This is a genomic window from Chitinophaga filiformis (assembly GCF_023100805.1).
Lineage (GTDB): Bacteria > Bacteroidota > Bacteroidia > Chitinophagales > Chitinophagaceae > Chitinophaga > Chitinophaga filiformis_B.
On the sequence record NZ_CP095855.1, the window covers coordinates 6,904,848 to 6,930,793 of the forward strand.

At 43.9% G+C, this 25,946-nt stretch carries 28 protein-coding genes; 6 read left to right on the top strand and 22 right to left on the bottom strand.

Annotated features, from left to right (window positions below):
* Positions 1-47: 47 nt before the first annotated feature.
* Positions 48-1,175, top strand: a complete 1,128-nt coding sequence (locus tag MYF79_RS26855; RefSeq protein WP_247810973.1) for a C1 family peptidase — start codon at positions 48-50, stop codon at positions 1,173-1,175.
* A 399-nt stretch (positions 1,176-1,574) separates the two neighbouring features.
* Here MYF79_RS26855 and MYF79_RS26860 read toward each other — a convergent pair whose 3' ends face one another.
* The 14 genes from MYF79_RS26860 to MYF79_RS26925 form a co-directional block, all read right to left on the bottom strand.
* Positions 1,575-1,850, bottom strand: coding sequence for an acylphosphatase (locus MYF79_RS26860; protein ID WP_199652506.1), 276 nt, complete (start codon positions 1,848-1,850; stop codon positions 1,575-1,577).
* An 800-nt stretch (positions 1,851-2,650) separates the two neighbouring features.
* Positions 2,651-3,259: a 2'-5' RNA ligase family protein gene (locus MYF79_RS26865; RefSeq protein WP_247810974.1), complete on the bottom strand. Its 609-nt coding sequence runs from the start codon at positions 3,257-3,259 to the stop codon at positions 2,651-2,653.
* A 321-nt stretch (positions 3,260-3,580) separates the two neighbouring features.
* On the bottom strand, positions 3,581-4,342 hold the full coding sequence (gene tpiA, locus MYF79_RS26870) for a triose-phosphate isomerase (RefSeq protein WP_247810975.1): 762 nt from the start codon (positions 4,340-4,342) through the stop codon (positions 3,581-3,583).
* Between the two features lie 30 nt (positions 4,343-4,372).
* On the bottom strand, positions 4,373-5,539 hold the full coding sequence (locus MYF79_RS26875) for a putative sugar nucleotidyl transferase (protein WP_247810976.1): 1,167 nt from the start codon (positions 5,537-5,539) through the stop codon (positions 4,373-4,375).
* A 68-nt stretch (positions 5,540-5,607) separates the two neighbouring features.
* Positions 5,608-5,859, bottom strand: a complete 252-nt coding sequence (locus MYF79_RS26880) for a type B 50S ribosomal protein L31 (RefSeq protein WP_199652510.1) — start codon at positions 5,857-5,859, stop codon at positions 5,608-5,610.
* A 154-nt stretch (positions 5,860-6,013) separates the two neighbouring features.
* A complete protein-coding gene (locus MYF79_RS26885; protein ID WP_247810977.1) occupies positions 6,014-6,505 on the bottom strand; it encodes a YajQ family cyclic di-GMP-binding protein in 492 nt (163 codons plus the stop codon).
* A gap of 158 nt (positions 6,506-6,663) precedes the next feature.
* On the bottom strand, positions 6,664-7,404 hold the full coding sequence (locus MYF79_RS26890) for a head GIN domain-containing protein (protein WP_247810978.1): 741 nt from the start codon (positions 7,402-7,404) through the stop codon (positions 6,664-6,666).
* 46 nt (positions 7,405-7,450) lie between these two features.
* Positions 7,451-8,539 (bottom strand): hypothetical protein, encoded by a 1,089-nt coding sequence (locus MYF79_RS26895; RefSeq protein ID WP_247810979.1) that lies wholly within the window; start codon positions 8,537-8,539, stop codon positions 7,451-7,453.
* Positions 8,523-9,074, bottom strand: a complete 552-nt coding sequence (locus tag MYF79_RS26900) for a hypothetical protein (protein WP_247810980.1) — start codon at positions 9,072-9,074, stop codon at positions 8,523-8,525. Before MYF79_RS26900 ends, MYF79_RS26895 begins: the two co-directional genes overlap by 17 nt.
* Positions 9,074-9,643, bottom strand: a complete 570-nt coding sequence (locus tag MYF79_RS26905; protein WP_247810981.1) for an RNA polymerase sigma factor — start codon at positions 9,641-9,643, stop codon at positions 9,074-9,076. Before MYF79_RS26905 ends, MYF79_RS26900 begins: the two co-directional genes overlap by 1 nt.
* Before the next feature lie 186 nt (positions 9,644-9,829).
* Positions 9,830-12,292 (bottom strand): outer membrane beta-barrel family protein, encoded by a 2,463-nt coding sequence (locus MYF79_RS26910; protein ID WP_247810982.1) that lies wholly within the window; start codon positions 12,290-12,292, stop codon positions 9,830-9,832.
* Positions 12,293-12,590: 298 nt separating this feature from the next.
* Positions 12,591-13,016, bottom strand: coding sequence for a hemerythrin domain-containing protein (locus tag MYF79_RS26915; protein ID WP_247810983.1), 426 nt, complete (start codon positions 13,014-13,016; stop codon positions 12,591-12,593).
* A 2-nt stretch (positions 13,017-13,018) separates the two neighbouring features.
* Positions 13,019-14,317, bottom strand: coding sequence for a prolipoprotein diacylglyceryl transferase (locus tag MYF79_RS26920; RefSeq protein ID WP_247810984.1), 1,299 nt, complete (start codon positions 14,315-14,317; stop codon positions 13,019-13,021).
* Between the two features lie 176 nt (positions 14,318-14,493).
* The gene (locus MYF79_RS26925; protein ID WP_247810985.1) at positions 14,494-14,907 is read right to left on the bottom strand and encodes a BrxA/BrxB family bacilliredoxin; all 414 of its coding nucleotides are present in this window, start codon (positions 14,905-14,907) and stop codon (positions 14,494-14,496) included.
* Positions 14,908-15,136: 229 nt separating this feature from the next.
* Here MYF79_RS26925 and MYF79_RS26930 point away from each other — a divergent pair, with 229 nt between their 5' ends.
* The gene (locus MYF79_RS26930) at positions 15,137-15,592 is read left to right on the top strand and encodes an Hsp20/alpha crystallin family protein (protein ID WP_199652520.1); all 456 of its coding nucleotides are present in this window, start codon (positions 15,137-15,139) and stop codon (positions 15,590-15,592) included.
* Between the two features lie 147 nt (positions 15,593-15,739).
* On the top strand, positions 15,740-16,579 hold the full coding sequence (locus MYF79_RS26935; RefSeq protein ID WP_199652521.1) for a hypothetical protein: 840 nt from the start codon (positions 15,740-15,742) through the stop codon (positions 16,577-16,579).
* Positions 16,580-17,251: 672 nt separating this feature from the next.
* On the opposite strand, the gene MYF79_RS26940 is transcribed toward MYF79_RS26935, so the two are convergent.
* Both MYF79_RS26940 and MYF79_RS26945 read right to left on the bottom strand, forming a co-directional pair.
* Positions 17,252-18,649 carry an arginine decarboxylase gene (locus tag MYF79_RS26940; RefSeq protein WP_199652522.1) on the bottom strand — a complete coding sequence of 466 codons (1,398 nt, stop codon included), beginning with the start codon at positions 18,647-18,649 and terminating at the stop codon, positions 17,252-17,254.
* A 231-nt stretch (positions 18,650-18,880) separates the two neighbouring features.
* On the bottom strand, positions 18,881-19,516 hold the full coding sequence (locus MYF79_RS26945; RefSeq protein ID WP_247810986.1) for a WbqC family protein: 636 nt from the start codon (positions 19,514-19,516) through the stop codon (positions 18,881-18,883).
* Positions 19,517-19,853: 337 nt separating this feature from the next.
* Here MYF79_RS26945 and MYF79_RS26950 point away from each other — a divergent pair, with 337 nt between their 5' ends.
* Complete coding sequence (locus MYF79_RS26950; RefSeq protein WP_199652524.1) at positions 19,854-20,309, top strand: LEA type 2 family protein; 456 nt, start codon at positions 19,854-19,856, stop codon at positions 20,307-20,309.
* 81 nt (positions 20,310-20,390) lie between these two features.
* Here MYF79_RS26950 and MYF79_RS26955 read toward each other — a convergent pair whose 3' ends face one another.
* Both MYF79_RS26955 and pyrE read right to left on the bottom strand, forming a co-directional pair.
* Entirely contained in the window at positions 20,391-20,762 is a 372-nt protein-coding gene (locus tag MYF79_RS26955; protein ID WP_247810987.1) for a heavy-metal-associated domain-containing protein, read from the bottom strand.
* A 68-nt stretch (positions 20,763-20,830) separates the two neighbouring features.
* Positions 20,831-21,478, bottom strand: a complete 648-nt coding sequence (pyrE, locus tag MYF79_RS26960; RefSeq protein ID WP_247810988.1) for an orotate phosphoribosyltransferase — start codon at positions 21,476-21,478, stop codon at positions 20,831-20,833.
* Positions 21,479-21,517: 39 nt separating this feature from the next.
* Here pyrE and MYF79_RS26965 point away from each other — a divergent pair, with 39 nt between their 5' ends.
* The gene (locus tag MYF79_RS26965; RefSeq protein ID WP_247810989.1) at positions 21,518-22,144 is read left to right on the top strand and encodes an NUDIX hydrolase; all 627 of its coding nucleotides are present in this window, start codon (positions 21,518-21,520) and stop codon (positions 22,142-22,144) included.
* A gap of 42 nt (positions 22,145-22,186) precedes the next feature.
* Here MYF79_RS26965 and MYF79_RS26970 read toward each other — a convergent pair whose 3' ends face one another.
* The 4 genes from MYF79_RS26970 to MYF79_RS26985 are packed head-to-tail and all read right to left on the bottom strand — an operon-like array spanning position 22,187 to position 24,558.
* A complete protein-coding gene (locus MYF79_RS26970) occupies positions 22,187-22,621 on the bottom strand; it encodes a hotdog fold thioesterase (RefSeq protein ID WP_247810990.1) in 435 nt (144 codons plus the stop codon).
* Positions 22,622-22,660: 39 nt separating this feature from the next.
* Positions 22,661-23,134 carry a pantetheine-phosphate adenylyltransferase gene (coaD, locus tag MYF79_RS26975; RefSeq protein WP_247810991.1) on the bottom strand — a complete coding sequence of 158 codons (474 nt, stop codon included), beginning with the start codon at positions 23,132-23,134 and terminating at the stop codon, positions 22,661-22,663.
* Between the two features lie 6 nt (positions 23,135-23,140).
* Positions 23,141-23,692 (bottom strand): RsmD family RNA methyltransferase, encoded by a 552-nt coding sequence (locus tag MYF79_RS26980; RefSeq protein ID WP_199652530.1) that lies wholly within the window; start codon positions 23,690-23,692, stop codon positions 23,141-23,143.
* Positions 23,683-24,558, bottom strand: coding sequence for a DUF3822 family protein (locus MYF79_RS26985; protein WP_199652531.1), 876 nt, complete (start codon positions 24,556-24,558; stop codon positions 23,683-23,685). Before MYF79_RS26985 ends, MYF79_RS26980 begins: the two co-directional genes overlap by 10 nt.
* A gap of 55 nt (positions 24,559-24,613) precedes the next feature.
* Here MYF79_RS26985 and MYF79_RS26990 point away from each other — a divergent pair, with 55 nt between their 5' ends.
* Entirely contained in the window at positions 24,614-25,945 is a 1,332-nt protein-coding gene (locus MYF79_RS26990; protein ID WP_247810992.1) for an MATE family efflux transporter, read from the top strand.
* Position 25,946: the final 1 nt, after the last annotated feature.

The following is a 25,946-nucleotide window of genomic DNA, read 5'->3' on the forward strand; positions in this document are numbered from 1 at the left end:
TTTTTATGCCTTTACCCCTTATCTTTAGGAAGCAAACCTCTTATTATATGAGATCATATCTGGTATTATCAGCCTTATTCCTTTGCATGCAGGGCCTCGCCCAGGAGACAAAACCCCTTCAGGAGATCAGGATCATCAGGAATAATCCCGTAACATCTGTGAAAGACCAGGCGAATACTGGTACCTGCTGGTGTTTTTCCACCACCTCCATGATCGAATCGGACTGCCTTCACAAAGGCCAGCCATCGCTCGATCTCTCTGAAATGTTCACCGTACGTAATATATACCTTGAAAAGGCAGAAAACTACATCCACAGGCAGGGATTTGCCCGTTTTGATGAAGGAGGCCTGGGGCATGATGTACTCCATGCCGTAGAGGCATATGGTATTGTGCCAGAAAACGTATATAGCGGGCTGAAAGACGGCCATACCTCTCACGATCATGCGGAGATGCTCGGGGAGATGAAAAACTACCTGGATAGCATCCTGAAGCTTCCGAAACCCATCCCTGCCAGTTGGGAAACAGGGTTCATCACTATTCTGGATAAATACCTGGGCACGCCGCCAGCCAGCTTTAGCTATAATGGACGTTCCTATACACCAAAGGCATTCGCTAAAGACGTGGTAAAGTTCAATCCCGAAGACTATGTCAGCCTCACATCCTTCACTCATCATCCTTTCTATAGCTCTTTTATCCTGGATGTGCCTGACAATTTTTCCAACGGTGCTTACTATAACGTACCTATCGGTGAACTGATCAATATTGCAAAAGCTGCGGTTGAAAAAGGATATACTGTTTTGTGGGATACAGACGTGAGCAACCGGGGATTCATGGTTGGTAAAGGCTATGCAATGCGGCCCGTAGCAGATTCACTGACACGTGGCAGCGTTATCAATCCGGATCTTGAAGAAAAGAAATATTCACAGGATGAACGTCAGCAGCTATTTGAAGGCTTAGTTACCCAGGACGATCATCTGATGCATATTACCGGTATAGGAAAAACGGCGAAAGGAAAAGAGTTCTTTATTGTTAAAAACTCTTATGGCAGTAAATCCGGTCCGTTTGACGGGTTCATCAAGGTATCTGTACCTTATTTTGCGATCAATACCATCACTATTATTGTACCGAAAGCTGCTCTGGATAAGTCATTTAACGGCAAGCTGGCATTGAAGTAATTGTATTTAAGTAGCTGGGAAAAAAGTGTGTAAAAGCAGGCGGTACTAAAGTGATTGTGCCGAAAGCGACCTTGGATAAATCATTCAACGGCAAGCCGGCAGCATTGAAGTGATCATCATTTGGCAATTATTATACAAAAGGGCAGCCCTGTGAACCCACAGGACTGCCCTTTTGCATGGTAATTTGTTTGAGGGAAAATGCTACAAAAATGGCAGGATATTATAATTGAAACCTACATTCGCAAATGCGAAGACATCTACTAATATCATAAACTTCCATACACTTGCAGCTGCAGCAAATATTTGCTGACATAATATTATTTGCAGCCGCTGTAAGCATCTGCTGCAAACAAATACCTATATATAAAAATTGTTGAACAATATAAGCAATAGCAGCTCTCAGCGCACCACATCAAACGCTTTATAATCCTGTAAAGGGGCAACTGTAATAATCAGCTCAGTAACTTTAGCAAAAGGTGGCCCCTGCCTGCACCAGGCTATGAACGCTTCCATTTTATTCTCCTCTCCTTCTGCAGTGATCAGCACATTACCATCGGGTAAATTTCTTATTTCCCCCGTAATACCAAGATCATCTGCTGTATGTTTCGTACTCGCTCTGAAATACACTCCCTGGACTTTCCCTTTTACCAGGATCTGCTTATGTATCTTTTCCATATAACGCGGTGATGAAGGATGAGTAATTGTATTACCCAAATCTACAAACAGCCGTGTAAAAGGAAAAATTAAAATGAAAATGGGTTAACAAACACGGGATAAAAGCCAATAAGAAAAAGAACTTTATATAGTATACATACATTGGTTACACAGCTTATATCGTCTGCGTAAACTATGCAGTTCATTGCACAGTATGCAGATCACGGACCACGCAATCATGTATATAATTAATTGTACTGCTTATTTAAATGAGCACCGGCCTGGCTATTGGAGCCTATACAGGTTACGGTTGCATCATCGATCTATAGTATATATGTAGCTTATCCAAAGATTACATGTTGGTAAACCGCCTGATCAACATTCTATTGAGGTCACAGACTAACTAAGTTACAGTTTGTCTCGCCTGAAAACACTTTTAATAACTGTGCCGTTGTTGCGGTATGGAAATCACAGACTACACAGTTGATGCGCCTATATAGCTTACTCCACTGTTAATAAACTGTGCCATTATTGTGGCATGGAAATCACAGACTACACAGTTGATGCGCCTATATAGCTTACTACACTGTTGATAAACTGTGCCATTATTGTGGTATGGAAATCACAGACTTCACAGTTGATGCGCCTATATAGCTTACTACACTGTTGATAAACTGTGCCATTATTGTGGTATTTGGAAATCACAGACTACACAATTGATGTATCCATATGCTTTTTTGCGCGGACTCCCTGGTTCTACGGAGGGTGTGAGCTGTGAGGTTACCTGACACAACCTGCAGGGCTTTACAAGTCTGGTCAGTTTATGCAGCATAATTAAACAGCGTAGCATCCTGCTGAACCACCTCATCCCCGAATACAAATTCCTTTACAAGCTCGTAGTTACCGCCAGTGGCAGGCTTACGCAATAATGAAAAGCTTTTGCACTGAAAGCTGCGTACAAAAACCTGATTGTAAAAGTGATCATATACTTTATCGAATTCAGGTGTACTGATAGCTCTGGCGATGGTGATATGCGGCTTGAATGATCCTGGCTTTATATCAAACTCCTGGAGTATTCTCTTATGCAGCTCAGCAAGGGGCTTGGGATTAGCTACATTGATATAAATGGTACGTTTGTCAGGACCATGTTCAAAATGGTCAAACTTTGAGGTATATAAAGTGAAACCTGATTGCTTCTTTGCAATGTCATCCAGCAGATGGATGAAACCATCCTGGAATCTCTCGGGGAAAACAGACCTGAAAAGGCTGATATGCGCTTTTGAGAAGCGACTGCCATACATTCCCAATTCCTGGGCTACTAATTTCTTCAATGCTGTTACGTCATTGGTAATGTTAGTACCGGGACTTACTACCAACAAGTAATCATACAATGTTTCCTGTTCAAATGCAATGTTGTTATTTGTATGCATAACCAAGTAAGTTTTAAACTTAAGATGTACTGGTTATTTGAATATTGACAATACAAATATAGAGAAGATTTTCTGAAATACTAATTTTTTTAGCATTAAATACTAACTTTTTTTGCTCACTGGTATAGCAGGCTGAATTTGAACGAGATATATCTGCTTCCTCGTCGCTTTAAAACATAAACAAGGAGAAAACTCAAAAGTAAAAAAAGACACCGGGAGTCGCTTAATGACTAGCCTCACGCCTTCAGGTACCCAAATAAAAAGAGGATGTATCAGGTACTTATGATACATCCTCCTTATAACTATATTTTCTCTTACTAATTATCCGAGCTTCTGAATAATGGCAATGAAATCAGCAGCCACCAGAGAAGCGCCGCCAATCAGTCCACCATCCACATCGGGGCATGCGAAGAGTTCTTCTGCATTGGATGGTTTCGCGCTGCCACCGTATAGGATAGTAGTGCGTAATGCTGCTTCCCTGCCATATTTAGCAGCTATCTGTGCTCTGATGAAAGCGTGCATATCCTGTGCCTGTGCTGCGCTGGCTGTCAGGCCGGTGCCGATTGCCCAGATCGGCTCATAAGCGATCACTATATTCTTCAGCTGCTCTTCCGTTAAATGGAACAGGCTTTCTTCCAGCTGTTTTGCTACATATTCATTCTGTGTTTCTGCTTTTCTTATTTCCAGTGGTTCGCCGCAGCAGAAGATCGGTTTCAGACCATTGGCAAGTGCCAGATCTATCTTTCTAGCCAGGGTTGCATTGCTTTCCTGGAAATATTCTCTTCTTTCAGAGTGTCCCAATATTACATAGTCAACACCTACAGACTGTAACATCTCGGCAGATACTTCGCCGGTATAAGCGCCTGATTTTTCAGATGCGCTGTTCTGAGCTCCCAGGTAAAAACCAGGCGTATTTTTCAATAATGACTTTGCTTTCAAGAGATATGGGAACGGCGTGGCTAATACCACTTCCTGTCCATCCTTCAATCGCAGGCCAGCCTGCAAAATGTCATTGATCAGCTGTTCTGCCTGGCCCAGGGTCAGGTTCATTTTCCAGTTTCCAGCAACGATTTTTTTTCTCATGTCGATCGCTATATTGATTTTTAAAAAGTGTTAATCCTTTAAAATTGTGTAAAGCATTTCCAATACCTGCTTGTCTGCTTCCTCCATTTGCTTCCCTTTGAACTGCATCCACATACCGGCATCCCTCACTGCCTGTTCCAGACGGTAAGGCTCCAGTCCGGCTGCCCCACCCCAGGAAAATGAAGGGATGAACTTGGGAGGCAGGTTCCCTCCGAAAATATTACAGGATACCCCGATGACGGTTCCGGTATTCAGCATTGAACCAATACCACAGCGGCTATAATCGCCCATCAGCAAGCCGCATTTCAGTCCGGCCGGCTCGGCCCTGTTATAAGCCTCCATCCATACTTTCACCGTGCTGGCATTATTCTTCAGATTGGAACTGGTCGCATTTGCCCCAAGGTTGCACCATTCTCCGATCACAGCATCTCCCAGATATCCGTCATGCCCTTTATTGGAATGACCGAACATCACTACATTCTTGATCTCTCCCCCACCAACGCTTCCCGGCCCCAGGGTTGTTGCCCCGTATACCTTAGTTCCCATCTTCAGCACCGCTTTTTCCCCTAAGGCCAGCGCCCCCCTGATAAGACATCCTTCCATTATTTCTGCATTCCTGCCTATATAAATAGGCCCTGTGCCGGCATTAAGAATACTGTGTTCCACCACAGCGCCCTCTTCCAGGAAGATGCGTTCCGGAGCTGTCACCTTATTGGTATCACTAATGGGAGCAGATACTCTACCCTTTGTCAGCAGCTCAAAATCACTCCTGATGGCCTGATCATTCAGCAAAAAGAAGTCCCAGGGCATCCTGATCCGAGAAACCGCACCAAGATACTCTTTTCGTTCTAGAGGTGCTGCATCCGGATCGTTTCCGGGCCTGACATTTGCGATCAGCTCGTTGCCCTGATACAATCCCTGACCAGGTTGCAACTCATGAATAGCCTGCACCAGGGCTTTGTCCGGCAATATACTGCCGTCAATAAACACTGCCAGACTGGTCTCATCTTTCTTAAGGGGATATTTCTTTTGTAAGTAGGGAACGGTAAGATAGCTGATACCGGCATTCAGCCAGTATGCCCATTTTTCCCGGATGGTCAGTATACCTATGCGGCAGGCTGCGACCGGTCTTGTATGAGTGAAGGGATATAACAACTCTCGTGCGGGTGTGTCAAAAAGAATGTAATTCCGCTCCATAGGGGATAAAAATAAAAAATCCCACCGAAAATGCCGATGGGATTCTTGAAATTATTTTAAAGGCCTTATTAGGCTTTCTTAGCGTAACGCTTGTTGAATTTGTCGATACGACCTGCTGTATCCACCAATACGTTTTTCCCAGTATAGAAAGGGTGAGAAGTATTGGAAATTTCCAGTTTAATTAACGGATACTCGTTACCATCTTCCCATTTGATTGTTTCTTTGGAAGGAGCGGTAGAACGGCTTAAGAAAGTGTGTCCGTTAGACATATCTTTGAATATTACAAATCTGTAATTTTCTGGATGGATTCCCTGTTTCATCTGAATTTTAATTTTCTTTTTGTTACCAGATGCAACCCCGCATATTCATTCCTCTGATGCATGATGAATGCCATGCTTGGTTTCAACCAATATTATTAGACAGGGTGCAAAGGTAAAATAATATTTCAAAAACAACAACAAAAGACTAAATATTTTAGCTCTTCATGTTGATATACTGCAAAGGAATGCCTAAGTTCGCTTCTTTCGTTTTTTGTATAACCTCTTGTAAATCATCTATTTTCTTGCCAGTCACCCGCACAATGTCGTCCATAATGGCGGCCTGCACCTTGATGCCGGAGTCCTTTATCAGTTTTACAATTTTCTTGGCGTCCTCCTGTTTGATCCCGTTCCTTACCGGAATCTCCTTTTTTACCACCTTTCCGCTCTGATATGGTTCCTTGCTCAGGTCATAAATATTGGCATCGAGCCCCTGACGCATTGTACGGCTTATCAGTACGTCTATCACCTGTGTCAGCTTCATTTCGCTTTCCACTTCCACATTTAAGGCCAGGTCTTTTTTGTTCAATTCCATATTTACGTGGGAATCTTTAAAGTCGAACCTGTTGGTAATCTCCTTTTTTACGGTATTTACCGCATTATCAAGTGTCTGAGTATCTACTTTGCTAACAATATCAAAGGACGGCATGATAAAAATAGTTTTATATCGTTAATGGCTTAAGGGAGACAAATATAAACCAATACTGCGGAGTTATAAAAAAACCCCGGGACGATACCCGGGGTGTGTTAACGGAATGCCTTCCGGTAACCGGCTGCGTTGTATTCACAAGCAGCCAACAACTGTTTTTAGTCTATTTTAGAGATCTTCGCCATACCGGAAGAGGACTGATTAATAACCGGTGAGCCCTTGTAACGGACTTTACCCATTCCGGATACACTCAGATCAAGTTTTTTTGCAACGGCTACGTCCAGCTTGCCTGAACCGGAGATCGATATGTTAGCGTTGTCTGATTGCAGGTCCAGGGCCTCTACATCAGCAGAACCGGATATATCGTACCTGGTGGCCGGAATACTTCCTTTCAGGTTCAGATGGCTGGAGCCGGATACTTCCACACGCAGATCGTTGGCGTTCAGATCCAGTTCTGTATTGGTAGAACCACTGAACGAGAATTTCACATTTCCTCCATTAAGCTTGCTTTTACTGTAGAAACCTCCGCTTCCACTGGAAGACAGTTCTTCCAGCTGATCCAGCGTCACATATACATTAATGGTTTTTGACGGCTTGATATCGTATCCTTTTTTAGTGTAAATCTCGAGGTCATTACCGCTCACCTTGGTGATGATCAAAGGCAGCAGATTATCGTCTGCTTCAATTCTTATATCGTGTTTAGTACCTTGCGTGATGTATACATTGTATGAACCGGAAGTTCTGATACTTCTGAAAGGGCCTTCAGAGCGTGCTTCTTCTTTAATATTCCCGCTTCCTCTTACTTTTTCGTTATTACCAACAATGGTGAAAGCAGAGAATGTGATTACGGAAAAGAGCAATAGTACTGGCAGGAACCAGTTAAGACGTAACGTTTTCATAAATGAGAATTAGCGGTGAAAGTTTACTTTGTTTACCGGAGGATTTTTATTTATCAACAGCTTTCAGATCGATGTCGCTGTACACTCCATTCACACTCAGGGATGGGGACCTGTCGTCTGCATTGGAAGTAGAAGCTGTATATGTCAACTGCGAGTTTTTCTTGATGTTGGTAACATTTTTAAGGGACAGTTCTCCTGTGCTCACATCGCCACGGTTAAGCTGTACCTTTATATGCAGTCCCAGGCGCTGGGGCACCCCTACCTTTATATCTGTATAGGTCAGCTGGAACTCACCATTTTTAAATCCTGTACCTAATGTTCTGGCAGAGAAGTCACCGTACACCAGTTTAGAATTGATCTCTGTCTGTACTTCTGTGATACGGAAATCAGTATAAGTATTCTTGCCGGTAAAGGAACCTACTTTGTTTACAGTATATTCATCATAATTGCCGGAAGTATTCAGATTATTCACAGTACCCAGTGTATATTCACAATAATTTGACTTAGTCACGAGTGAAGTGATCGCATCACTCTTAAGATTGGAATAGTTAGCCCGGATCGTTACTGACTCTCCTTTTCCGATACGGCCACGATCGCAGTAATTCATACTGATATCAAGTGCTTTTTCGGCCTCTTTAATATCATAATTACAATAGTTCATGCTGATCGATGCCGGAAATGAAAGCACATCAGTGATGATATCTCCGAAGTTATTCTCCAGCGATAATTTGGCAAGTCTTTCAGGCACATATAACTCATAGTCTATGTTCACATAATCTTTGGAGTCTTTTTTACTCCAGGAAAACCACCTGTCGCGGGAAGACGAAGTATTGTATACAGTTCGCAGGCTTGCGTCGTTTCCGCTGTTGTTCATGGAAATATCAACCATATTAACAATCGAAGTAGCTTCCTCCACACTCTTGCCAAATCCGGTAATTGTAATTGTTGCCTTTACTTCATTCTTCTGCCATGTATGTACAACGATCTTACCGTACTTGTTAAAAATACCAAGGGTTGTATTAGGATTGGTACTGAATTCTTTTACAATTACTTTCTTGAATTCACTATCTCCTTTTGTACCATAAGTAAGTATAGGTAACAATAAAAATAACAGAATACTAAATTTCTCTTTCATAATCAGATTGCTTTTGGCTTACGGGCTGTTTTTCTCTCAGCTCTTCTAATATTTTATCCAGCAGGTCCAGTTTAAGTTGATAGTAGCGGACCATTGCTGCTTTAATTCTTTCGTTACCTGGATTCTGTATCAGTTCGGCTTCGAGTACCTGATACGTTTCATTGCGTAGTTCCAGTTCTTTACGGGCCATGCTATCCAGTCCCAACAATGCATCAGGATAGCTTTTAATAGTCTGCAGGCGCTGTTCGATCTGTGCTGTGTAATATGTTTTTGCCTCCTGCATTTCGGGCGAAACATTCATGAGATGTTGCGCTTTCTTCATCTGGATGAACTGGTAGATCATTACACTATTCACCATCAGCACCAGCACGGCCGCAGCCTTTAGCCAGTGACGGCCCATCAGTTGTATTACTTTCCTTTTTTTACCCGGGGCAAGTTGCTGTTCTAACTGCGCCCAGACTCCCGGAGGAGGTCCGGCCTCTTCAAAATTCTGACGGTGTTGCCTGACAAAATCTTCAAAACTACTTTCTGGCATCAGCGTATTACTTTTTTTTGTTTTATTATCTGCCTCACTTTATCCTTCGCACGCATGTACTGTGTTTTCACTGTTGACTCAGAAATATCCAGCATGTTTGCTATTTCTTTGTGTGAGTACTCTTCAAATATGTACAAGTTCAGAACGGTACGGTAACCCGGCGGTAAAACATGTATGGCATCCTTTATCGCTGCCACCGTCCATGCAAAATTTTCTTCGTCTACGATCGCGTTATCTTCTTCTATATCTATATTGTCCACTTCTTCAAAGTATACCTTCTTTCTTCTCAGGTGGCTCAGGCAGTGATTGACCACTATCCGCTTGATCCAGGCTGTCACACTTCCTGCATTCTCCAGGCGCTCAATGTTCCTGAATACCTGCATAAAAGCCTCCTGCAAAGTATCTTCAGCATCCGCCGGACTCCCTGTCATACGCAAACAGATGTTATACATTGCACCAGAATAGGCGTTGTACAACTCACGGAATGCGTGCATGTCTCCCTTTTTACACCGGGATACCAGGTGGTCTGTTATGGTAGTATTGTTCAAGTTGTTGGCTGATGCTTGCATATTAAAGACATTATTTCAGAAAAAGGTTGCACGTAAAGGGGAAGAAATTTGTAGAATCAGGGGGTTAAAAACACTCAGAACATCACAACTATATAAATGCCAATTACTTATTTATCAAGAAAGGACGCAACCTAAGAATAGGTCACGTCCTGTTCCATCCTTATATATACCTAAAAAAAGGTCATATCAGTTTCCGTCCTTTACGCGGTTCTGTTCGTCTTCCAGGCCGGTTTTACGGGTACGTGCCGCTTTAATGCTGGTATTTCCGAAACGGTAGCTGAAAGACAGTCTGAACTGCTGGCTTTCCCATTTGCTTCTTACACCGGTATAACGGCCACCATTTTCAAAACTTCCGCGGAAACGCTGCATATTAAAAACATCGCTTACATTGAATTTAATACTTCCTTTCTTGTGCAGGACCTGTTTGGATACACCCATGTCAACGGCTGCCATTGATTTCATTCTGAACAGGCCTTCATCAGCGATCTGTGGAGAAAGGTAGAAGATACTTACTTCGGCGCCGATACCTGCAGGTAAAGTGAAGGTCTGCTGGCTGCGTCCCATAAATCCGCCACCGGAAACAGTTACCAGGCGGGCGTCCACCATCGTCTGGAACTTGTTGTAGTATGCTGACAGGTAAGTAAAGCTGCTCCACCATTTGGTGATCGTAACCGGGAAAGAAACGTTCAGGTTTACGATGTCTGATTTCGCAACGTTCAGGTATTTATAGCGGAGCGTCAGTGTATCGCCTGTCACCACATCCTTATCTGCTTCGATGATCTGCGTAATCTTGTCTTTGGTATGTGTATAGCCAACTGAAGTAGTCAGGAAATGTTTAAACGTATGTGTCAGCTCGATATTGTTAGAGTATGAAGGTCTCAGATAAGGATTACCAGCCATGATAGTATATCTGTCCAGGTATATCTCGAATGGGTTCAGATCTTCATAATCAGGTCTCTGCAAACGGCGGCTGTAAGAGATGCCCAGCTGATGGTCCTTTGCTGCGTCATAGCTGACAAAGACACTTGGGAAGAGATTGAAGTAGCTGGTATCTGTCACCCGGTTGATCGTAATGGAATTACCTTCCACATTGCTCTGTTCAGCGCGTAAACCTAACTGTACATTGACCTTTTTGAACTGTTTCTGGAAATTGATGTACGCTGCATTTACATTCTCTTTATAGATAAAATGATTGGAGCGGTTCTTATCATATATCCAGTTACCGTTACGCAGGGAATCAAATTTTACATCGTTATCCGTTTTTACAAAGCTCAGTTTAAAACCAGCTTCGAACTTGGCCTGATGAGGTAAAGGATGAACATAATCAGCTTTGATGGTTTTAATATCGATTGTATTAGGCTGACTATTACGTGAGGTATCGCCATGCATATAATTCTTACCAGCCGGATCCCATATAGTAGAGTAAATGCTGTTTCCCTGCCTGTCTGTGTTGCGTGCATAGTCCAGGTCCACATTCAACTCCTTCCCTGTTGTATCAAGAACAGCCCTGTAGTTCACGTTGTAAGCCCATCTTCTCCAGGTTCCCTTATTGAAGGTATTTGTCTTCAATGTTGAATCTATCGTTTCTCTACCTCCTATCAGTGTAGTAGCTTCGGCTGGTTCGTCCGAGTTCCTGAAACCAGCATCTACCATTACGCCGATCGTGTTGTTCTTATTGATGAAATAGTCCATACCAACTTTAGCGCCGTGATAGTCTGATTTCCTGTGCCGGATATTCTGCTGATCGAATACGGTGTATTTACCATCAGTAGTACCTGTGCGATAAAGTCCCAGATGCTGTTGATTCTCCCGGTGGTTATAGTTATAAGATCCGAAGAGATTGAACTTCTCATTGCGGTGGTTCAGGTTCAGCGATCCGCTCCATTTTGGTGTCAGGCCATAGGCACCGGATATTGATAAGTTACCGTTGGTACCTACTGTTCTGTTTTTCTTCAGTTTGATGTTGATGATCCCGGCGTTGCCCGCTGCATCATATTTGGCGGAAGGATTGGTGATCAGTTCAATTTGCTCAATATTGCTACTGGGCATACTTTTCAGCAGCTGGGCAACGTCCTGGGAACTCATGTTAGTGGGCTTGCCATCAATCATAATAATGACGCCACTCTTATTTTTGAGGTTGATATTATCGTCTTTATCGATCGTAATGCCGGGCGACTTTTCCAGTACGTCCATAGCCGTACCGCCTGCGCCGATAATGCTGGCTTCCACGTTAACTACCATTTTATCGGCCCTCTGCTCTACGAACGGCTTTTTGGCAGTTACGTTCACTTCTTTAAGATTCTTTGCATCTGTTCCCAGTGAAAGCGTCTCTATTGTTACAGGTGAACTGCCCTTAATTTCAAAAGGTTTGCTAAAAGCTTTTGTCATACCTACATAGGCAGCGGCGATCAGGTACTTACCCTGTTTCACCTGCTCAAATTCATATTGACCATTGATGTCGGCAATAGCCCCTTTTACCAGGGAAGAATCTTTCGCTTTTAATAAAGTAATGGTGGCAAATTCAACAGGTTTATTGCCTGTCTGTGTGACGCGGCCAGCAATCCTGGCGGTCTCAATGGTCTGTGCCTGGGTGGTTTTGATGCTGCACAGTAATAAAATAGAGGCCAACAATGTAGTAGTCGATTTCATATAAGGATGATTTAATTTATTATAAGCTTCATTTCAATTCGTTGCTACTATAGAACCGTTCTTAGTACAGAACCTTTCTTAAACAACTACAGTGTAAAGGTAGGTATTGTGCATTGCATAGTACATAGTTTTACACAAGCGGTAACCAGGTAGGGATGATTGGCAAAAGTTTAACAAAGGTGACAGGAGGATGCTTACTAAAGACGAACGAGGTAGCGTTTCGTTACAGGATTGGCATAATAAAAAAGGCATTGCCCGTTAAAAAAGCAATGCCTTGATAATTATAAGGTTAGCGGACTCAGGTCCAGTTGATTGCTTCCAACACTTCCGGGAGCTCCGTCTGCAGTTTCTCAAAAAATACCCTTTCCTCCTTTCTTATATGTGCTTCCAGGCTTCTGGCCAGCAAATCCATTGCGTTAATCATGTCGGTATTTTCAGTGAGAGCGCTGTACATCCGGGAGATCTGCTGGTGCTCCTGTACCAGGTCTTTTATTATTTCATCTATCTCCGGGTGACGGCCGGCGCATACTTCAAAAAGATATTCCTCCTTCTGGATATGTGGGACCATTACTTCCTGGAAGACTTTCACAATATAGGCCAGCTTAGCATCGGTTTCCAGAGGAAAACCTTCATATGCGGCGGCATCATTCTTAAGGTACCGGCACACGAACAGCAAACGCTGATGTTCCTGTGACAGTGGTATCAGGACCGGGTGACGTTGCATGATCAGACTACTGGTTTTGCTGCTTTATATATTTTACGGCAATACCAGACTAATGCGGCGCCACCTATTACCATTAAAGAAGATATTATTTCTGCCTGGGTGGGATGAAATCCGAAGATGTCATATTTCGTGTTCACCCTGATCTTTTCAATGAAGAAACGTTCTACTCCATTCATTATCAGGTATATACCAAAAATAACGCCCGGAACGGTGATCTTTTTGCGGAGACTCCATAATACAGCGAACAGTAAAAGGCAAACAATGATCTCATACAGTGCAGTCGGATACACTGCTATAGGCAGTACATTACAGTACTTACCGGTGCAACCTGCCATCTGTACACCTTCATTGATCACATTGTGCGGATAGCCATAGGCAAAGAACCAGTCAGGCAGGAAGCTTAAGCCACCAGGCTTGGTAAACGGCGCATGAGGTATATGCTCCAGCATGCCATACTGCCTGGTAAAAAACTGTTCGTTCGCTTTCACCACTTCCTGGAATTTTGAAGGATCCACAGCATGCACTTTGCCTGCTGCGTCGGTGATGTAGCTGCTGTTATATATACCCCAGTCACCATCTCCGGAAAAGTGGCATCCCATACGGCCCACGCCATAAGCCAGCATAAGCCCCGGCGCTGCACTATCTATCAGATGCCAGATATTAATACCTTTCTTCGCTGCGTAACGTATAATAACTATGGAAGCGAGGATAAGTCCACCGTAAAAAGTAAGACCACTGAAAGACAAGAGTGCGCCTACAGGGTCCTGCACAAAATCGCCCCAGTTCTCCAGGTTATGAAAGATCTTGGCGCCCAGCAGACCGGCAACAGCCGCCATGACAGTAAAATCCGGCACCCGCTGATGAGGCATGATCGTTATTGTCTCTTCCTTCGGCTTTGGTAACTCCTGCTTCTTTGCAGATCTGTATTTCAGATAAGCGAAAAGGCCTCCTGCTACAATTCCTCCCAGGAAGTTTCCGCGGGAAGATAATATATATGACTGGAGATCCTGGGAAGCTTCCCCCCATTCGAATGCCAATCCTAATATCTTGTATCCTACCACAAAGCCCAATACGCCATGGATCAGTACTTCGCTCATGTTAACCGGCTTACCGGTGATAACTTTTTCCGGTACTCCTGTAAGCCAGCCTAACTGCTCTCTCCTTTTCAGCTCACTTGTCAATACATAAGCAGCGGCCAGAAAAGCAACGGCAACAAAAAAACCGAATGTCTGCAGAAGTTTGAGTAAAGGGATGTCTACACCGAAAAGGTCGTGAAACGCGTAATATAAATTAGGATACATAGCCAAAAAAAAATTGGTGATCTGAATTTTCCTATGAACAAAGCCGAATTAGTCAAATGGAAAATCAAACCACCAAAGTAAGCTGTAAAAATCACAAATTCCAAATCATAATTCCTTTTTCTATTGCGTAAACAATATAATAACAACAGAAAAAAGAATTACGATCCGGATAAGTTCTAGCAGTATTGCTCGAAAGCGTCAACCAGGTTTGCCGCAATCATCTGCGCTGGACGACCTTCGATCATATGACGCTCAATAAAGTGTACCAGCTGACCATCTTTAAACAAAGCGATCGCAGGTGAGGACGGAGGGTAAGGTAACAGGTGAGAACGGATCTGTTGTACAGCCGCCATATCAAATCCTGCAAAGCTGGTTGTTAACCTGTCCGGTTTCTTCTGGCTATGCGCTACAGCCAGTAACACACCCGGACGAGCAGTACCTGCAGAGCAACCACAAACTGAATTGATCATTACCAGTGTAGTTCCTTCTTTCTTTAAAGTCTCATCTACTTTTTCCGGTGACAGCAATTCTTCAAAGCCATTATCTGTCAACTCTGCCTTCATTGGCATTACAAGTTCTGCTGGATACATATAACTACAATTTTTTTTGTTCGATAGTTTCCACAAAGTTAATCATAAGCTGATAAATAGAAAAACATGAATGAATATGCCTTATTGACATCAAAAAATAAGCAAAAACGACAAAAAGTCCGACACCTAAGCCCATATTATAGCAAAATAGCAGATTTAACGCCATGGTATTCCGTTTGCATATACCATCTCGAACAAAATTTAAAACAAACACTAAAACTTATAAACTATGACTTTCGTAAAATTCAATCAGGCACCTGCAGTAAAATCCTTCGGCGGTTTAGTAGAAGAAATTTTTAACAACGCCGGTTTCAACAAAGCCTGGAAGGACGATTTCCACACAAATGATTTTTACGGCGCTTATCCCCCTGTGAACATCACAGAAACTAAAGACGCCTACCAGGTGGACCTGCTGGTTCCCGGTTTATCTAAAGAAGACTTTAAGATCAATCTGGAAAACAAGACCCTGACTATCAGTGCAGAGAAAGCCGCAGAAAGCAAAGATGAGAACCAGAAACAATTACGCAGGGAGTTCAGCTTCCGTTCATTCAAACGCTCTTTTACCCTGAATGAGCAGGTGGATGCTGAAAAGATCCAGGCTAAATATGAAAATGGTATCCTCAAATTGCAACTGGCGAAGAAAGAAACTGTGCAGGACGCAGCTAAAGTGATTGTAGTAGAATAAGAGAAAGGTTGAATAAGTGTGAAATCCCCTCCCATACCGGGAGGGGATTTTTTATTTTACCCCCACGAAAATTCCCCAATAATTCACACAAACGTTGAAGAGCGAAACTGTTTTTATAGGATAATTTGCCATACAACTATATGGGCTATGCCGCAACTGTTCAAAAAAATATATACACTGGCAGTTAAAATCTACCGCAACACTGAAGATGCGGTGATTGGCAACGCTTTACATATTAGTACAGACTCCAGGGAACGATGTAATGCGCGCTTATTATTTGATTATCTGTTCTTCCATCTCTTACTTTTAATCCCTGTATCCCTCATTGGTTTGTATACACATAATACAACGGAACTGTTACTTATCGTTGCCTTTCTGATCTCCCTGGGAGGCTGCCTGATAATGGTCCGCAATGGGGTGCCGGTCAAGACAGTAAGTGTTATTGCAGCTTTTGTTACATTCATCATGCCCGCCATCTGCTCTTTTTTCAATAACCAGGATCTTTCCCTCAGATATGCCATGGTCTGGGTACTGAGCATCCTGTTTTGTTATATTACCACTAACATAGCGGCAACGCTGGCCCTCGGTGGACTACTCTGCAGTTACCTGAGCCTGGTGGCCTGGATGAAAGTACATAATATAACCACCTATGTAATGCCGGGTTTTACACCAGAACAGAGCTTTATTTTTACCCCGGTACTCGCCGGCTTTTATATCATATTCCTTATCAGGGTCTTAGGCGCTCACTACCGGAATATTTTTATATCGGAGCATGAACGCACCCTTCAGAAGCAGAAGCAACATTCCTCTTTGCTGAGCCAGCACCTGACCAAGCAATTCATTATCCTCAAAGGACTTTCCCGTTCCGGAAAATCCAAATACCTGGACGGAAACCGGGAACTGCTGGAAGCCTGCCTGATCGAAATTGAAAAGCAATGTGAAAGTGCCATAGATTACCTGGATAATGGGCCGCACCCGGAGAGTTAAGGTCAAGTCCGGCGCATACACGTCCGTGTGAGTACTAAGTAATGATGGTAAGGAATCATTACGAAAATTACAACTTTCGGGTATTTCCCACCTTTCAGAACCACCTTACCTTTGTTATGTAAACAAACAGGGTCCTATTCTCCCTATACACCAACTGATTCTCTTTCTCCCTATACACCACACCTTTTTATCCCTTCTTGGTCTTATTTTCCTATATGCTTTTGATGGTAAACCTATGCCGTGAAATGCCCGGGAATAAAATCCCAGGGAAACACGTGGCCCGCTTTAGCGGGTCGAATGCAGGGGGATTTAACTCACCGCATTTCAGCCCGCCTCTGGCGGGCTGAGTGTTTTTAACCCGGTGGATGTCCGGAAATTGCTGGTAAGGACATATTCCAGCCCCCAAAATACCGGGGGCAGCCCCGACATATACCAGGCGCATACCAGGCGCATACCAGACGCATACCAGACGCATACCAGACGCATCTCCGCAAAAACCCGGATGTCTTGGTACAGAAAAAACCTTACAGTTAACCTATCGAATGTAGAATCAGCTTTACAATGTCTTAGTACACACAACGCATCTCCGGTTAATTGAGATACCCAGCCTATAAAAATGAAAAACCCCGCGAGAAGTCGCGGGGTGTGTCAGTGGATTACTAACCCATTTTTTTAATAACCCAAAATCTTTAACATACTCTGGGCGGTCTGTTCCTTGGCATACAGCCAGTCTTTCAGTTGCCCGTTTTTGTCATATCCAACGATCACATGCTTAGGTGATGGTATGAGACAGTGTTTGATACCGCCGTACCCGCTCAGCTGGTCCTGGTAAGCACCGGTATGGAAGAAGCCAATATAAAGTGGTTCATCTCCGGATAACTTTGGCAGGAATACTGCATTTATGTGTTCTTCAGAAGTGTAAAAGTCATATCCGTCACAGGTGAGCCCTCCAAGATGGACCTCCTGGTATTCCTGGTCCCATTTATTGATCGGGAGCATCAGGAACTTCTCACCTATTCCCCAGGTATCCGGCAAGGTGGTAATGAATGAACTGTCGATCATATACCAGTTTTCCCTGTCGTTCTGCATCTTTTCCCCTACCACGCTGTAGATCACTGCGCCGCTTTCGCCTACGGTGAAAGATCCGAACTCGGTATAGATATCCGGTACCGGTACCTTGTTCTTCTTACAAACACTCTTGATATTGGCAACGATCTCATTTACAATATAGTTGTAATCGTAATCGAAGCCCAGGGAATGCTTGATGGGGAACCCTCCACCTATGTTAATACTATCCAGTTCCGGACAGATCTTCTTCAACTGGCAGTACAGGTTCAACACACGGTTAAATTGGCTCCAGTAATAGATATCATCCTTGATACCCTTGTTCATGAAAAAGTGAAGCATTTTCAGCTCAAACTTTTCATTTCCCTTCAACTTATCAACATAGAATTCCAATACATCGCGGGAACGGATCCCCAATCTGGACGTATAAAAATCAAAGGTCGGCTCCTCTTCTGCCGCAATACGCAGGCCCAGTTTCACCTTATCCTTTGCCCGGATGAATTTCTGATAGTCTTCCAGTTCCTCCTTGTTATCCAGTACAGGGATCACATTGCGGAACCCGGAGTTGATCAAACGGGCGATCGCTTTTGTATATGGCTTGGTTTTGTAACCATTACAAATTACGAAGGTATCCTTATTGATCTTCTTCCTTTCGTATAATTTGGTAATAATATCAATATCATATGCGAAGGAAGTCTCGATATGTATATTGTGTTTCAACGTCTCCTCCATTATAAAGGAGAAATGCGAGCTTTTGGTGCAATAACAATAGTAGTAGTTCCCATCGTACCTATTCTTCTTAATTGCATCCTGGAACATTTTCTTCGCCTTATTTATCTGCATTCCGATCTTCGGCAAATAAGTCAGCTTGAAAGGTGTTCCGTACTTGTCGATCAAAGCCTTGATATTGACCCCATTAAACTCCAGGTAGCTATCCTGTACATCAAATCCTTCCTGCGGAAACTCGAAGGTCTGGTTAACGAGATCTGTGTAGGTGCTGTTCATTTAAACCTATGAAACATTTTAAGGATTAGTAAAAAGCAATCACAACCCTCGCTGGAAAACTCCTGGTTTACACACCTACGTCAGTTCGAAACCCAGCAAAATTGGTTGCAAAGCTAAATATTTTGTCCAATTGGCCGGGCAAAAACTTTCATTTTTTTTTAAATGGTTAGATATTATGCTAAAACGTTACATATCAAGCAATTGATGCTAAATACATATGTCATTTTTATGCTATCTAAGCAGCTCTATACTCCGCTTTCCTTCGCAGAAAATCAGGTCAAGAATACTCATATCCGGAAGGAAACCAACCCGTTCCTGGAACACCTGGGTATAGCGGACGGTGTCTTCGTCTACCTGCTTCCCGGTTGGTTGCAGTGTATCCCTTGCATCAGTAATACCATTACCGGCCTCATATGTTTTATGATACTCGTCTGTGAAGGTAACAGGGGTTGAAACGCCAATGATCTTATTAGCCCATTCCAGGCACATCAGGTTCCAGTCAAGGAGGTAAGATACCTCTTTTGTAAAAAGCCGGCCCAGCTCATCTTCATAATATTCAAACCAGGGTGAACGGCGATAAGCAGACACAAGCGTCTTCCAATGCAGCGCCTGCCATCTTTCGTCATTACTGATCCTGACATCTTTCATGACAGTTCGCTGGTTCTTGCCGCGGGCGAGGGGAACGCTCAACAATATGCTTCCGTTCGGTCCGGCGATATAGCAGCGATTACGAAAACTCACCTTCTGGTAGTGTTCATATCTTTCTATCAATAATATATCGTGGTTAATTAAAGTTTTATAAAAGGAAATATTCGGAAAGTATTGTGATTCAATAAGTAATGTCTTCTTATTTGTATCAGCTGCCATATCGTCAAAAATTGGTGTTTAAGAGCTAAAAATGTATGTTTCAAGCAGTTGAAAAGTTTACCTTTAATTAACTGATAAGCAGATTTAATTTCCTGATAAACAATTCATAGAAAAAATATAAAAATGCTATTTTCCTTAGCATTTCACCGGTTAAAGTAAAAATTCAGGTGAGCGCAAATTTACTAAACTATTTAGTAGCATTTTATTTCATTTTTATCCTTTTTTACCTTCAAGTAAAATGTTAAGCTGTGGTTTTGAAGAGGTTAAAACTTTCCTAATTCCCCTTCCATCCCTTGGCGATATATCCAGTTTAATGTAGGTTTGATAAAAATTTGTCATGAGATTTTTAAGACTGGGTATACTAATTATGACAATTTGGGGCTTAGTTAGTTCATGCGAAAAGGCAAAAGATTTAGAATTTGTCAGAGTCGCCGGAATCAATTTCGACAACCTCGGTTTCTCCAAAAGCATCGTACGGCTGACCCTGGCCTACTATAATCCAAACAATTTTAACCTGAAACTGAAAGACGCTTCCTTCGATCTTTTCTTTGACGACACCCCGGTCGGACATTCTGTTCAGGATACCATGATCGCCATTCCGGCAAGGGATACTTTTTACTTTCCGGTAAAGCTCGAGGTGAACATGGAAAATGTATTTAAGAATGCTTTGGGCGCCCTCATGAATAAAGAGGTCACTATCAAGGCAACGGGAAATTGTAAAGTAGGTAAAGGAGGTGTTTATCTGCCGTTTCCCATAAAATGCGAAACAAAACAGCCACTCAAGTTTTTCTGATCATAACCGTGTAAAAACTAAAAAAGGCCTCGTTGCTTAGCAATCGAGGCCTTTTCATTTTCATACGTTTTAGAAGTAAGTTTAGTGCTTCTTATTTTCTCCGCCACCATCTTCCGGCTTCTTACAGCAGGTTGGCAGTTTCGCATAAGCTTCCTCACTTGCAGTTACGTTATCTGCGTCATACCCCGCATTGGCGATAGCCGTCTTTACGTTTTCTATATTGGTACGATCGCTGAAAAATTTCACAGTAGTAATACCTTTCTTGAAATCTACTTTAGAGGACTGGATACCCTCTTCTCTGGAAAGGGATCTTTCTATGCGATTTTTGCATTGTTCGCACTGCACTGTCGGGGTGCTTATTTTAGCCGTTACCAATGTGCCTTTCTTTGCCTGGCCCATGGTTACGCCAATACCCGCAAATAATAATACCATTACAAGTTTAACGATACGCATAAGTTACTTTTTACGATCCTAATATAGTAAATACTTGTCAACTGAAATACGGTTTTGTAAGAACGGTATTATACCGCCGGCGCTGCATTCCATTTGTCAGGAGCGCTTCTCCAGGCTTCCAGGGTAGCCTGCTCTTCCGGTGATACCAGTCCTTTCTCCACTGCCAGCTCGATCAACGCGCTATAATTGCTCAGGGAATAGAAGGGCACTTTTGCAGCCTCGAATGCTTTTACCGCCACATCAAACCCATAGTTAAAGACAGAGACCATCCCGATCACCTCGCCACCTGCTGCGCGGATGGCGTTCACCGCTTCAAGGCTGCTTTTGCCGGTAGAGATCAGGTCTTCCACTACCACAACCGGCTGTCCCGGTTGTAACACACCTTCTATCAGGTTGCCCATACCATGCTCTTTCGCTTTTGCTCTTACATATATAAAAGGCAGTTTCAGCTGGTCGGCCACCAGTGCTCCCAGGGGAATACCGCCGGTAGCGACACCGGCCAGTACCGCTGCATCTGCAAATGTTTCAAATACCACGTTGCATAACTCGGATTTTACATAGTCACGTACATAAGGGTAAGACAAAATCTTACGGTTGTCGCAATAAATAGGCGACTTCCACCCGGATGCCCATGTAAATGGTTCTGACGGACGCAACTTTACGGCCTGTATCTGGAGCAGCTTCTCTGCTATCTGTTTTTCGCTGATCTTACTCATAGGTAGCAAAAATACTTAATTACAGATTATTTTTGCGGCATGCAAAAAGATACAGTCATTTATCTCAACGAGCGTCCGCTGGTCATTACCGCCACCCACCAGGGTATTCCGGCAAAATATAAAGACGCTGCTTTATACACAGCACCCGACGCTACTACTATAGAATCCGTATTGCAATCGCTCGAAACAGGCAAGATGGAAGCGGCCATCTTTATCCATCCGGACACGGAGCTGCTGATCGAAACCGTAAAAGGATATTTCCAGGTACTGGTAGCTGCCGGTGGTCTGATCACCAATGAAGAAGAGGAAGTGCTGCTGATGTTCCGCCGTGGAAAATGGGACCTGCCGAAAGGCAAACAGGACGAGGGGGAAAGCCTGGAAGCGGCTGCTGTCAGGGAAGTAGCGGAAGAAACGGGCTTACACACGATCACACTTGAACATAAGATCGGGGAAACCTTCCATTTTTATACCTGGAAGGAAAAAAAGACCCTGAAACATACTTACTGGTACAAAATGAAGTTTACCGGTACTGAACTGACCGTTCCACAGATAGAAGAAGATATTATTGATATCCAGTGGATCAAACCGGAACATCTGTCCAAATATCTCAAATTCTCTTACCAGAATATTGTAGACGTATTTGAAAAGGAAGGTTACGCTATCTGATCCTACGGGCTTAATGCGGTGCGCCCCTTCCGGCCTCCGGCATTAAGCCTTTTTGTCTCTTACCGCCACCGTCAGGCGGCTGATGCACACCAGCTTATTATCATCATCACAGATACGGATATCCCATACATGGGTGGTAGATCCGATATGCAATGGCCTGGCGATGGCATGCACATAGCCCTCAGTGACACCTTTAATGTGATTTGCATTGATATCCAGTCCCACACAGATCTGTTTCTTCGGATCAATGATCAATGCAGACGCTACACTACCCACCGTTTCGGCCAGGGCCGCAGACGCACCTCCGTGTAAGAGGCCATATGGCTGCTTTGTCCTGCTGTTTACAGGCATGATCATCCGCAGATAATCGGGACCAATCTCTGTGAACTCCATGCCGAGAAAACTTGCCATGGTATTTTCTCCGCTTTCATTCAATTGGTCCAGGGAAACATTCAGGGAGTGCCAGATCGGTTTCATGTGCGATGACGCTATTAAAGGTGAATGGATTCTATTATATCAGGCTTTTTTTAACTCCCTGATGATATTTTCGGGCAATAGCTGGGAGGCATCTCCTCCATATTTCAGCACATCCCGCACCAGTGAGGAAGCCAATGTTGAATAACGGGGTGAACAGCTCAGGAAAATAGTTTCAATACTATTATCCATCATACGGTTTACATCAGCGATCGCCTTTTCATATTCGAAATCGCCTATACTGCGTATACCGCGTAATATAAACTGGGCGCCGACTTCCTTGCAGATTTTGATAGTCAGTCCCTCGTAGGAGATCACCTTTACTTTGGGCGTATGACTGTAAATTTCCCGGATCCATTGCATTCTTTGCTCCAGGGGGAACATCGGTGTTTTGGCTGAATTCACTCCTATCCCTACCACTATTTCATCAAACAGGTCCAGCGAACGGTCTATAACATCGGTATGCCCCAGTGTGATCGGGTCGAATGTACCGGGGAATAAGCAAATACGTTTCATGCCAGTTTATTTTTTCAGCTCCTCTCTGTTTATAAAGATCGAAAAGATGGTGGTACCATAGTTACGCTCTGTACGGTAGTAAGAGTAATTCTTATAGTTATTGCGGGGAGTATGTTCCAGCACAAACCAGCCCTCGGGCTCCAGCAGCTGCTTTTCAAAAATGATGAGCGGCAACTGGTCTATCGTAGTCAGGGCATATGGAGGTCCTGCAAATATAAAGTTGAACTTTTCGGTGCACTGCTCCAGGTATTTGAATACATCCATACGCTGCAGCTTTAACGGCACTTCAAGTATTTTAGCGGTCTTCTTAATATAATCGGCCATCTCCGGATCTTTCTCCACGATGGTCAGATCGGTGACGCCTCTTGATGACAGTTCGTAACTGATGCTGCCCGTTCCTCCGAAAATATCCAGGGTCTTCAGCGTCGGAAAATCCAGGTTATTTTCGAGAATATTAAACAGCCCACCTTTGGCAATATCGGTAGTGGGCCGGGTGTGCGGCATATTTGCCGGCGGCTGGAACCGCAATCCTCCCTTTTCTCCCCCGATTATACGCATAATGCCATTGCATAAAGGTTATTAAAATAATAGCCGGGAATCTCTTCCATCTTGGGAATATATCCAAAACCCGGCAGTCGCGGCATCCATTCCAGTTTCGGAATGAAGCGGCGCAATTCTTCGTGGATCTGGGAATCGGAAGTTACCGCCCCTCCCACTTTCACTTTCACCAGCTGCTCATCCAGGCCGGTCTGACGCAGGATGTTCACCAGGTGATATACAACGTCCAGGCCGGTCTGGCTGGTGACGTCCTGTTGTATCAGCAGTTTGCCGAAACGGAAAATGGTCAGCGAAAATTTATGCTGCTGGATATCGACATAAGCCACCCCGTTCAGCTCCAGGAAATCATTATCAAAACGGTAGGACTTCAGTAGCCCCGTATTGGCATGGATCACTTTATCGGTTGAAAACTCTTTTCTCAGGTAGCCCATTACATCTTTGTCAACGGCGTAAATGTTGACAAGCTGCTGGTCTGTCAGCACGTCTGCCAGCACCAGTTCCTGTGTTTGTTCAGGATAGATGACATGCAGGTAATCTTTCTTCAGCGCCGGATTGTAATGCTGTTCCGGCACCAGCGTATTGTTCACCCCGTCGAAAGCCAGCTGCACCAGGTTAAAGTTGGTAAATAACAACTTGTCGGCATCGAATATCTGTTCGATCATCTGCAGGTCTGCTGTGGCAGTCTTCTGCGGCAGGAAGTGGTAAGACTTCAGGGCCAGGAACTTTTTAATGGCCGGATTATATACCACATAACTGAACGTTCCCTTTCCAATAAGCACCAGCAGTTGGCAGGAGGTAAGGTCAGTTTCAAGCAGAGAAGTATCATCAGCTGCAAAGGCAGGATGAATATTGTACGTCACAGACATTAGTAATACATTAGATATGGCACAATAATAACCAAAAAACGTGACTTTTGCTCCTATGCAATTTGAAGTAACTACCCGGCAGATCATAAAAATAGCCGCTCCTATATGCCTGGCACTCATTATTCCACAGATCAATCACATGACAAATACCGCTTTCCTGGGACGCCTGGGAGAGTTCGAGCTGGCTGCCAATGGCATTGCCGGCATCTATTACCTGGTGATGTACATGGTGGCCTATGGCCTTAATAACGGTCTGCAGGTGCTGATAGCCCGCCGTGCGGGACAATTGAATACCAGGGGTATCGGGCAGTTGTTCTCCAACGGGCTGGAACTTGGCCTGCTCTCTTCTTTTCTTGTGATAGCCCTTACCTTATTCCTGGCGCCCTGGTTCTTTGCCAACAGCCTGCATAACCAGCAGATCTACGAAGCAGCCCTGTCATTCATCCGCATCCGGATATGGGGACTGCCTTTTCTGATGATGCTGAGTATGGCCAATGCCTTTTACATTGGCAGCGGCAACTCTAAAGTATTGGCGGTCACCTCGCTTTGCCAGGAAATGGTGAATATCTTTTTTGATTATGTACTGATATTCGGGAAACTGGGTCTTCCTGCCCTTGGCCTGAACGGAGCCGCTTTTGCTTCCCTTATTGCAGAAGGCACGGGCATGCTGGTGGCTTATAGTATTCTTTTCGGCAGAGGATTTCATAAACGTTTCTACCTGTTTGACCAGTTGAAACCCTCCTGGCAGATCTTTCGCAGCATATTGTCTATCTCCGCTCCACTGATTGTACAGTTCCTGTTCAGCATCGGCAGCTGGTTTGTGTTCTTTATTTTTATCGAGCACCTGGGAGAAAGGCCCCTGGCTATTTCGAATATGCTGAGAAGCATCTTCGGATTTTTCGGCGTGTTCACCTGGGCGTTGAGCGCCACCTGCAACACGATGGTGAGTAATGTGATCGGTCAGGGGAAAGAGGAACAGGTGTTCAGGGCTATCCGCAAGATTGCCGGCATCAGCCTCTTATGTGCTTTCGTTGTGTGTATACTGGTGAACCTTTTTCCAACCACTATCCTGCAGATCTATACGACAGACATGGCGCTGATACGCGAGGCCATTCCTTCTGTCAGGATCATTACACTCAGCACCCTGCTCATGGCCATTTCCGGCGTAGCGCTGAGTGGCGTGACCGGCACCGGCAATACGCGGATCAACCTCGGGATAGAATTAGCCGCGGTGATCGGGTACCTGCTGTATTGCAGTATTGTGGTAGAACGCTGGCGCAGCCCCCTGCATATTGCATGGCTGGCAGATTTCATTTACTGGACCATCATTTTAAGCATGAGTGCCTGGTATCTGAAAAGCGGGAGATGGAAAGCGAAATCGATCTGAT

Excerpts from the sequence above, each read along its gene's own strand:
- MYF79_RS26855 (WP_247810973.1), top strand. The coding sequence starts at position 48 with ATGAGATCATATCTGGTATTATCAGCCTTATTCCTTTGCATGCAGGGC.
- MYF79_RS26860 (WP_199652506.1), bottom strand. The coding sequence starts at position 1,850 with ATGGAAAAGATACATAAGCAGATCCTGGTAAAAGGGAAAGTCCAGGGA.
- MYF79_RS26865 (WP_247810974.1), bottom strand. The coding sequence starts at position 3,259 with ATGCATACAAATAACAACATTGCATTTGAACAGGAAACATTGTATGAT.
- tpiA (WP_247810975.1), bottom strand. The coding sequence starts at position 4,342 with ATGAGAAAAAAAATCGTTGCTGGAAACTGGAAAATGAACCTGACCCTG.
- MYF79_RS26875 (WP_247810976.1), bottom strand. The coding sequence starts at position 5,539 with ATGGAGCGGAATTACATTCTTTTTGACACACCCGCACGAGAGTTGTTA.
- MYF79_RS26880 (WP_199652510.1), bottom strand. The coding sequence starts at position 5,859 with ATGAAACAGGGAATCCATCCAGAAAATTACAGATTTGTAATATTCAAA.
- MYF79_RS26885 (WP_247810977.1), bottom strand. The coding sequence starts at position 6,505 with ATGCCGTCCTTTGATATTGTTAGCAAAGTAGATACTCAGACACTTGAT.
- MYF79_RS26890 (WP_247810978.1), bottom strand. The coding sequence starts at position 7,404 with ATGAAAACGTTACGTCTTAACTGGTTCCTGCCAGTACTATTGCTCTTT.
- MYF79_RS26895 (WP_247810979.1), bottom strand. The coding sequence starts at position 8,539 with ATGAAAGAGAAATTTAGTATTCTGTTATTTTTATTGTTACCTATACTT.
- MYF79_RS26900 (WP_247810980.1), bottom strand. The coding sequence starts at position 9,074 with ATGCCAGAAAGTAGTTTTGAAGATTTTGTCAGGCAACACCGTCAGAAT.
- MYF79_RS26905 (WP_247810981.1), bottom strand. The coding sequence starts at position 9,643 with ATGCAAGCATCAGCCAACAACTTGAACAATACTACCATAACAGACCAC.
- MYF79_RS26910 (WP_247810982.1), bottom strand. The coding sequence starts at position 12,292 with ATGAAATCGACTACTACATTGTTGGCCTCTATTTTATTACTGTGCAGC.
- MYF79_RS26915 (WP_247810983.1), bottom strand. The coding sequence starts at position 13,016 with ATGCAACGTCACCCGGTCCTGATACCACTGTCACAGGAACATCAGCGT.
- MYF79_RS26920 (WP_247810984.1), bottom strand. The coding sequence starts at position 14,317 with ATGTATCCTAATTTATATTACGCGTTTCACGACCTTTTCGGTGTAGAC.
- MYF79_RS26925 (WP_247810985.1), bottom strand. The coding sequence starts at position 14,907 with ATGTATCCAGCAGAACTTGTAATGCCAATGAAGGCAGAGTTGACAGAT.
- MYF79_RS26930 (WP_199652520.1), top strand. The coding sequence starts at position 15,137 with ATGACTTTCGTAAAATTCAATCAGGCACCTGCAGTAAAATCCTTCGGC.
- MYF79_RS26935 (WP_199652521.1), top strand. The coding sequence starts at position 15,740 with ATGCCGCAACTGTTCAAAAAAATATATACACTGGCAGTTAAAATCTAC.
- MYF79_RS26940 (WP_199652522.1), bottom strand. The coding sequence starts at position 18,649 with ATGAACAGCACCTACACAGATCTCGTTAACCAGACCTTCGAGTTTCCG.
- MYF79_RS26945 (WP_247810986.1), bottom strand. The coding sequence starts at position 19,516 with ATGGCAGCTGATACAAATAAGAAGACATTACTTATTGAATCACAATAC.
- MYF79_RS26950 (WP_199652524.1), top strand. The coding sequence starts at position 19,854 with ATGAGATTTTTAAGACTGGGTATACTAATTATGACAATTTGGGGCTTA.
- MYF79_RS26955 (WP_247810987.1), bottom strand. The coding sequence starts at position 20,762 with ATGCGTATCGTTAAACTTGTAATGGTATTATTATTTGCGGGTATTGGC.
- pyrE (WP_247810988.1), bottom strand. The coding sequence starts at position 21,478 with ATGAGTAAGATCAGCGAAAAACAGATAGCAGAGAAGCTGCTCCAGATA.
- MYF79_RS26965 (WP_247810989.1), top strand. The coding sequence starts at position 21,518 with ATGCAAAAAGATACAGTCATTTATCTCAACGAGCGTCCGCTGGTCATT.
- MYF79_RS26970 (WP_247810990.1), bottom strand. The coding sequence starts at position 22,621 with ATGAAACCGATCTGGCACTCCCTGAATGTTTCCCTGGACCAATTGAAT.
- coaD (WP_247810991.1), bottom strand. The coding sequence starts at position 23,134 with ATGAAACGTATTTGCTTATTCCCCGGTACATTCGACCCGATCACACTG.
- MYF79_RS26980 (WP_199652530.1), bottom strand. The coding sequence starts at position 23,692 with ATGCGTATAATCGGGGGAGAAAAGGGAGGATTGCGGTTCCAGCCGCCG.
- MYF79_RS26985 (WP_199652531.1), bottom strand. The coding sequence starts at position 24,558 with ATGTCTGTGACGTACAATATTCATCCTGCCTTTGCAGCTGATGATACT.
- MYF79_RS26990 (WP_247810992.1), top strand. The coding sequence starts at position 24,614 with ATGCAATTTGAAGTAACTACCCGGCAGATCATAAAAATAGCCGCTCCT.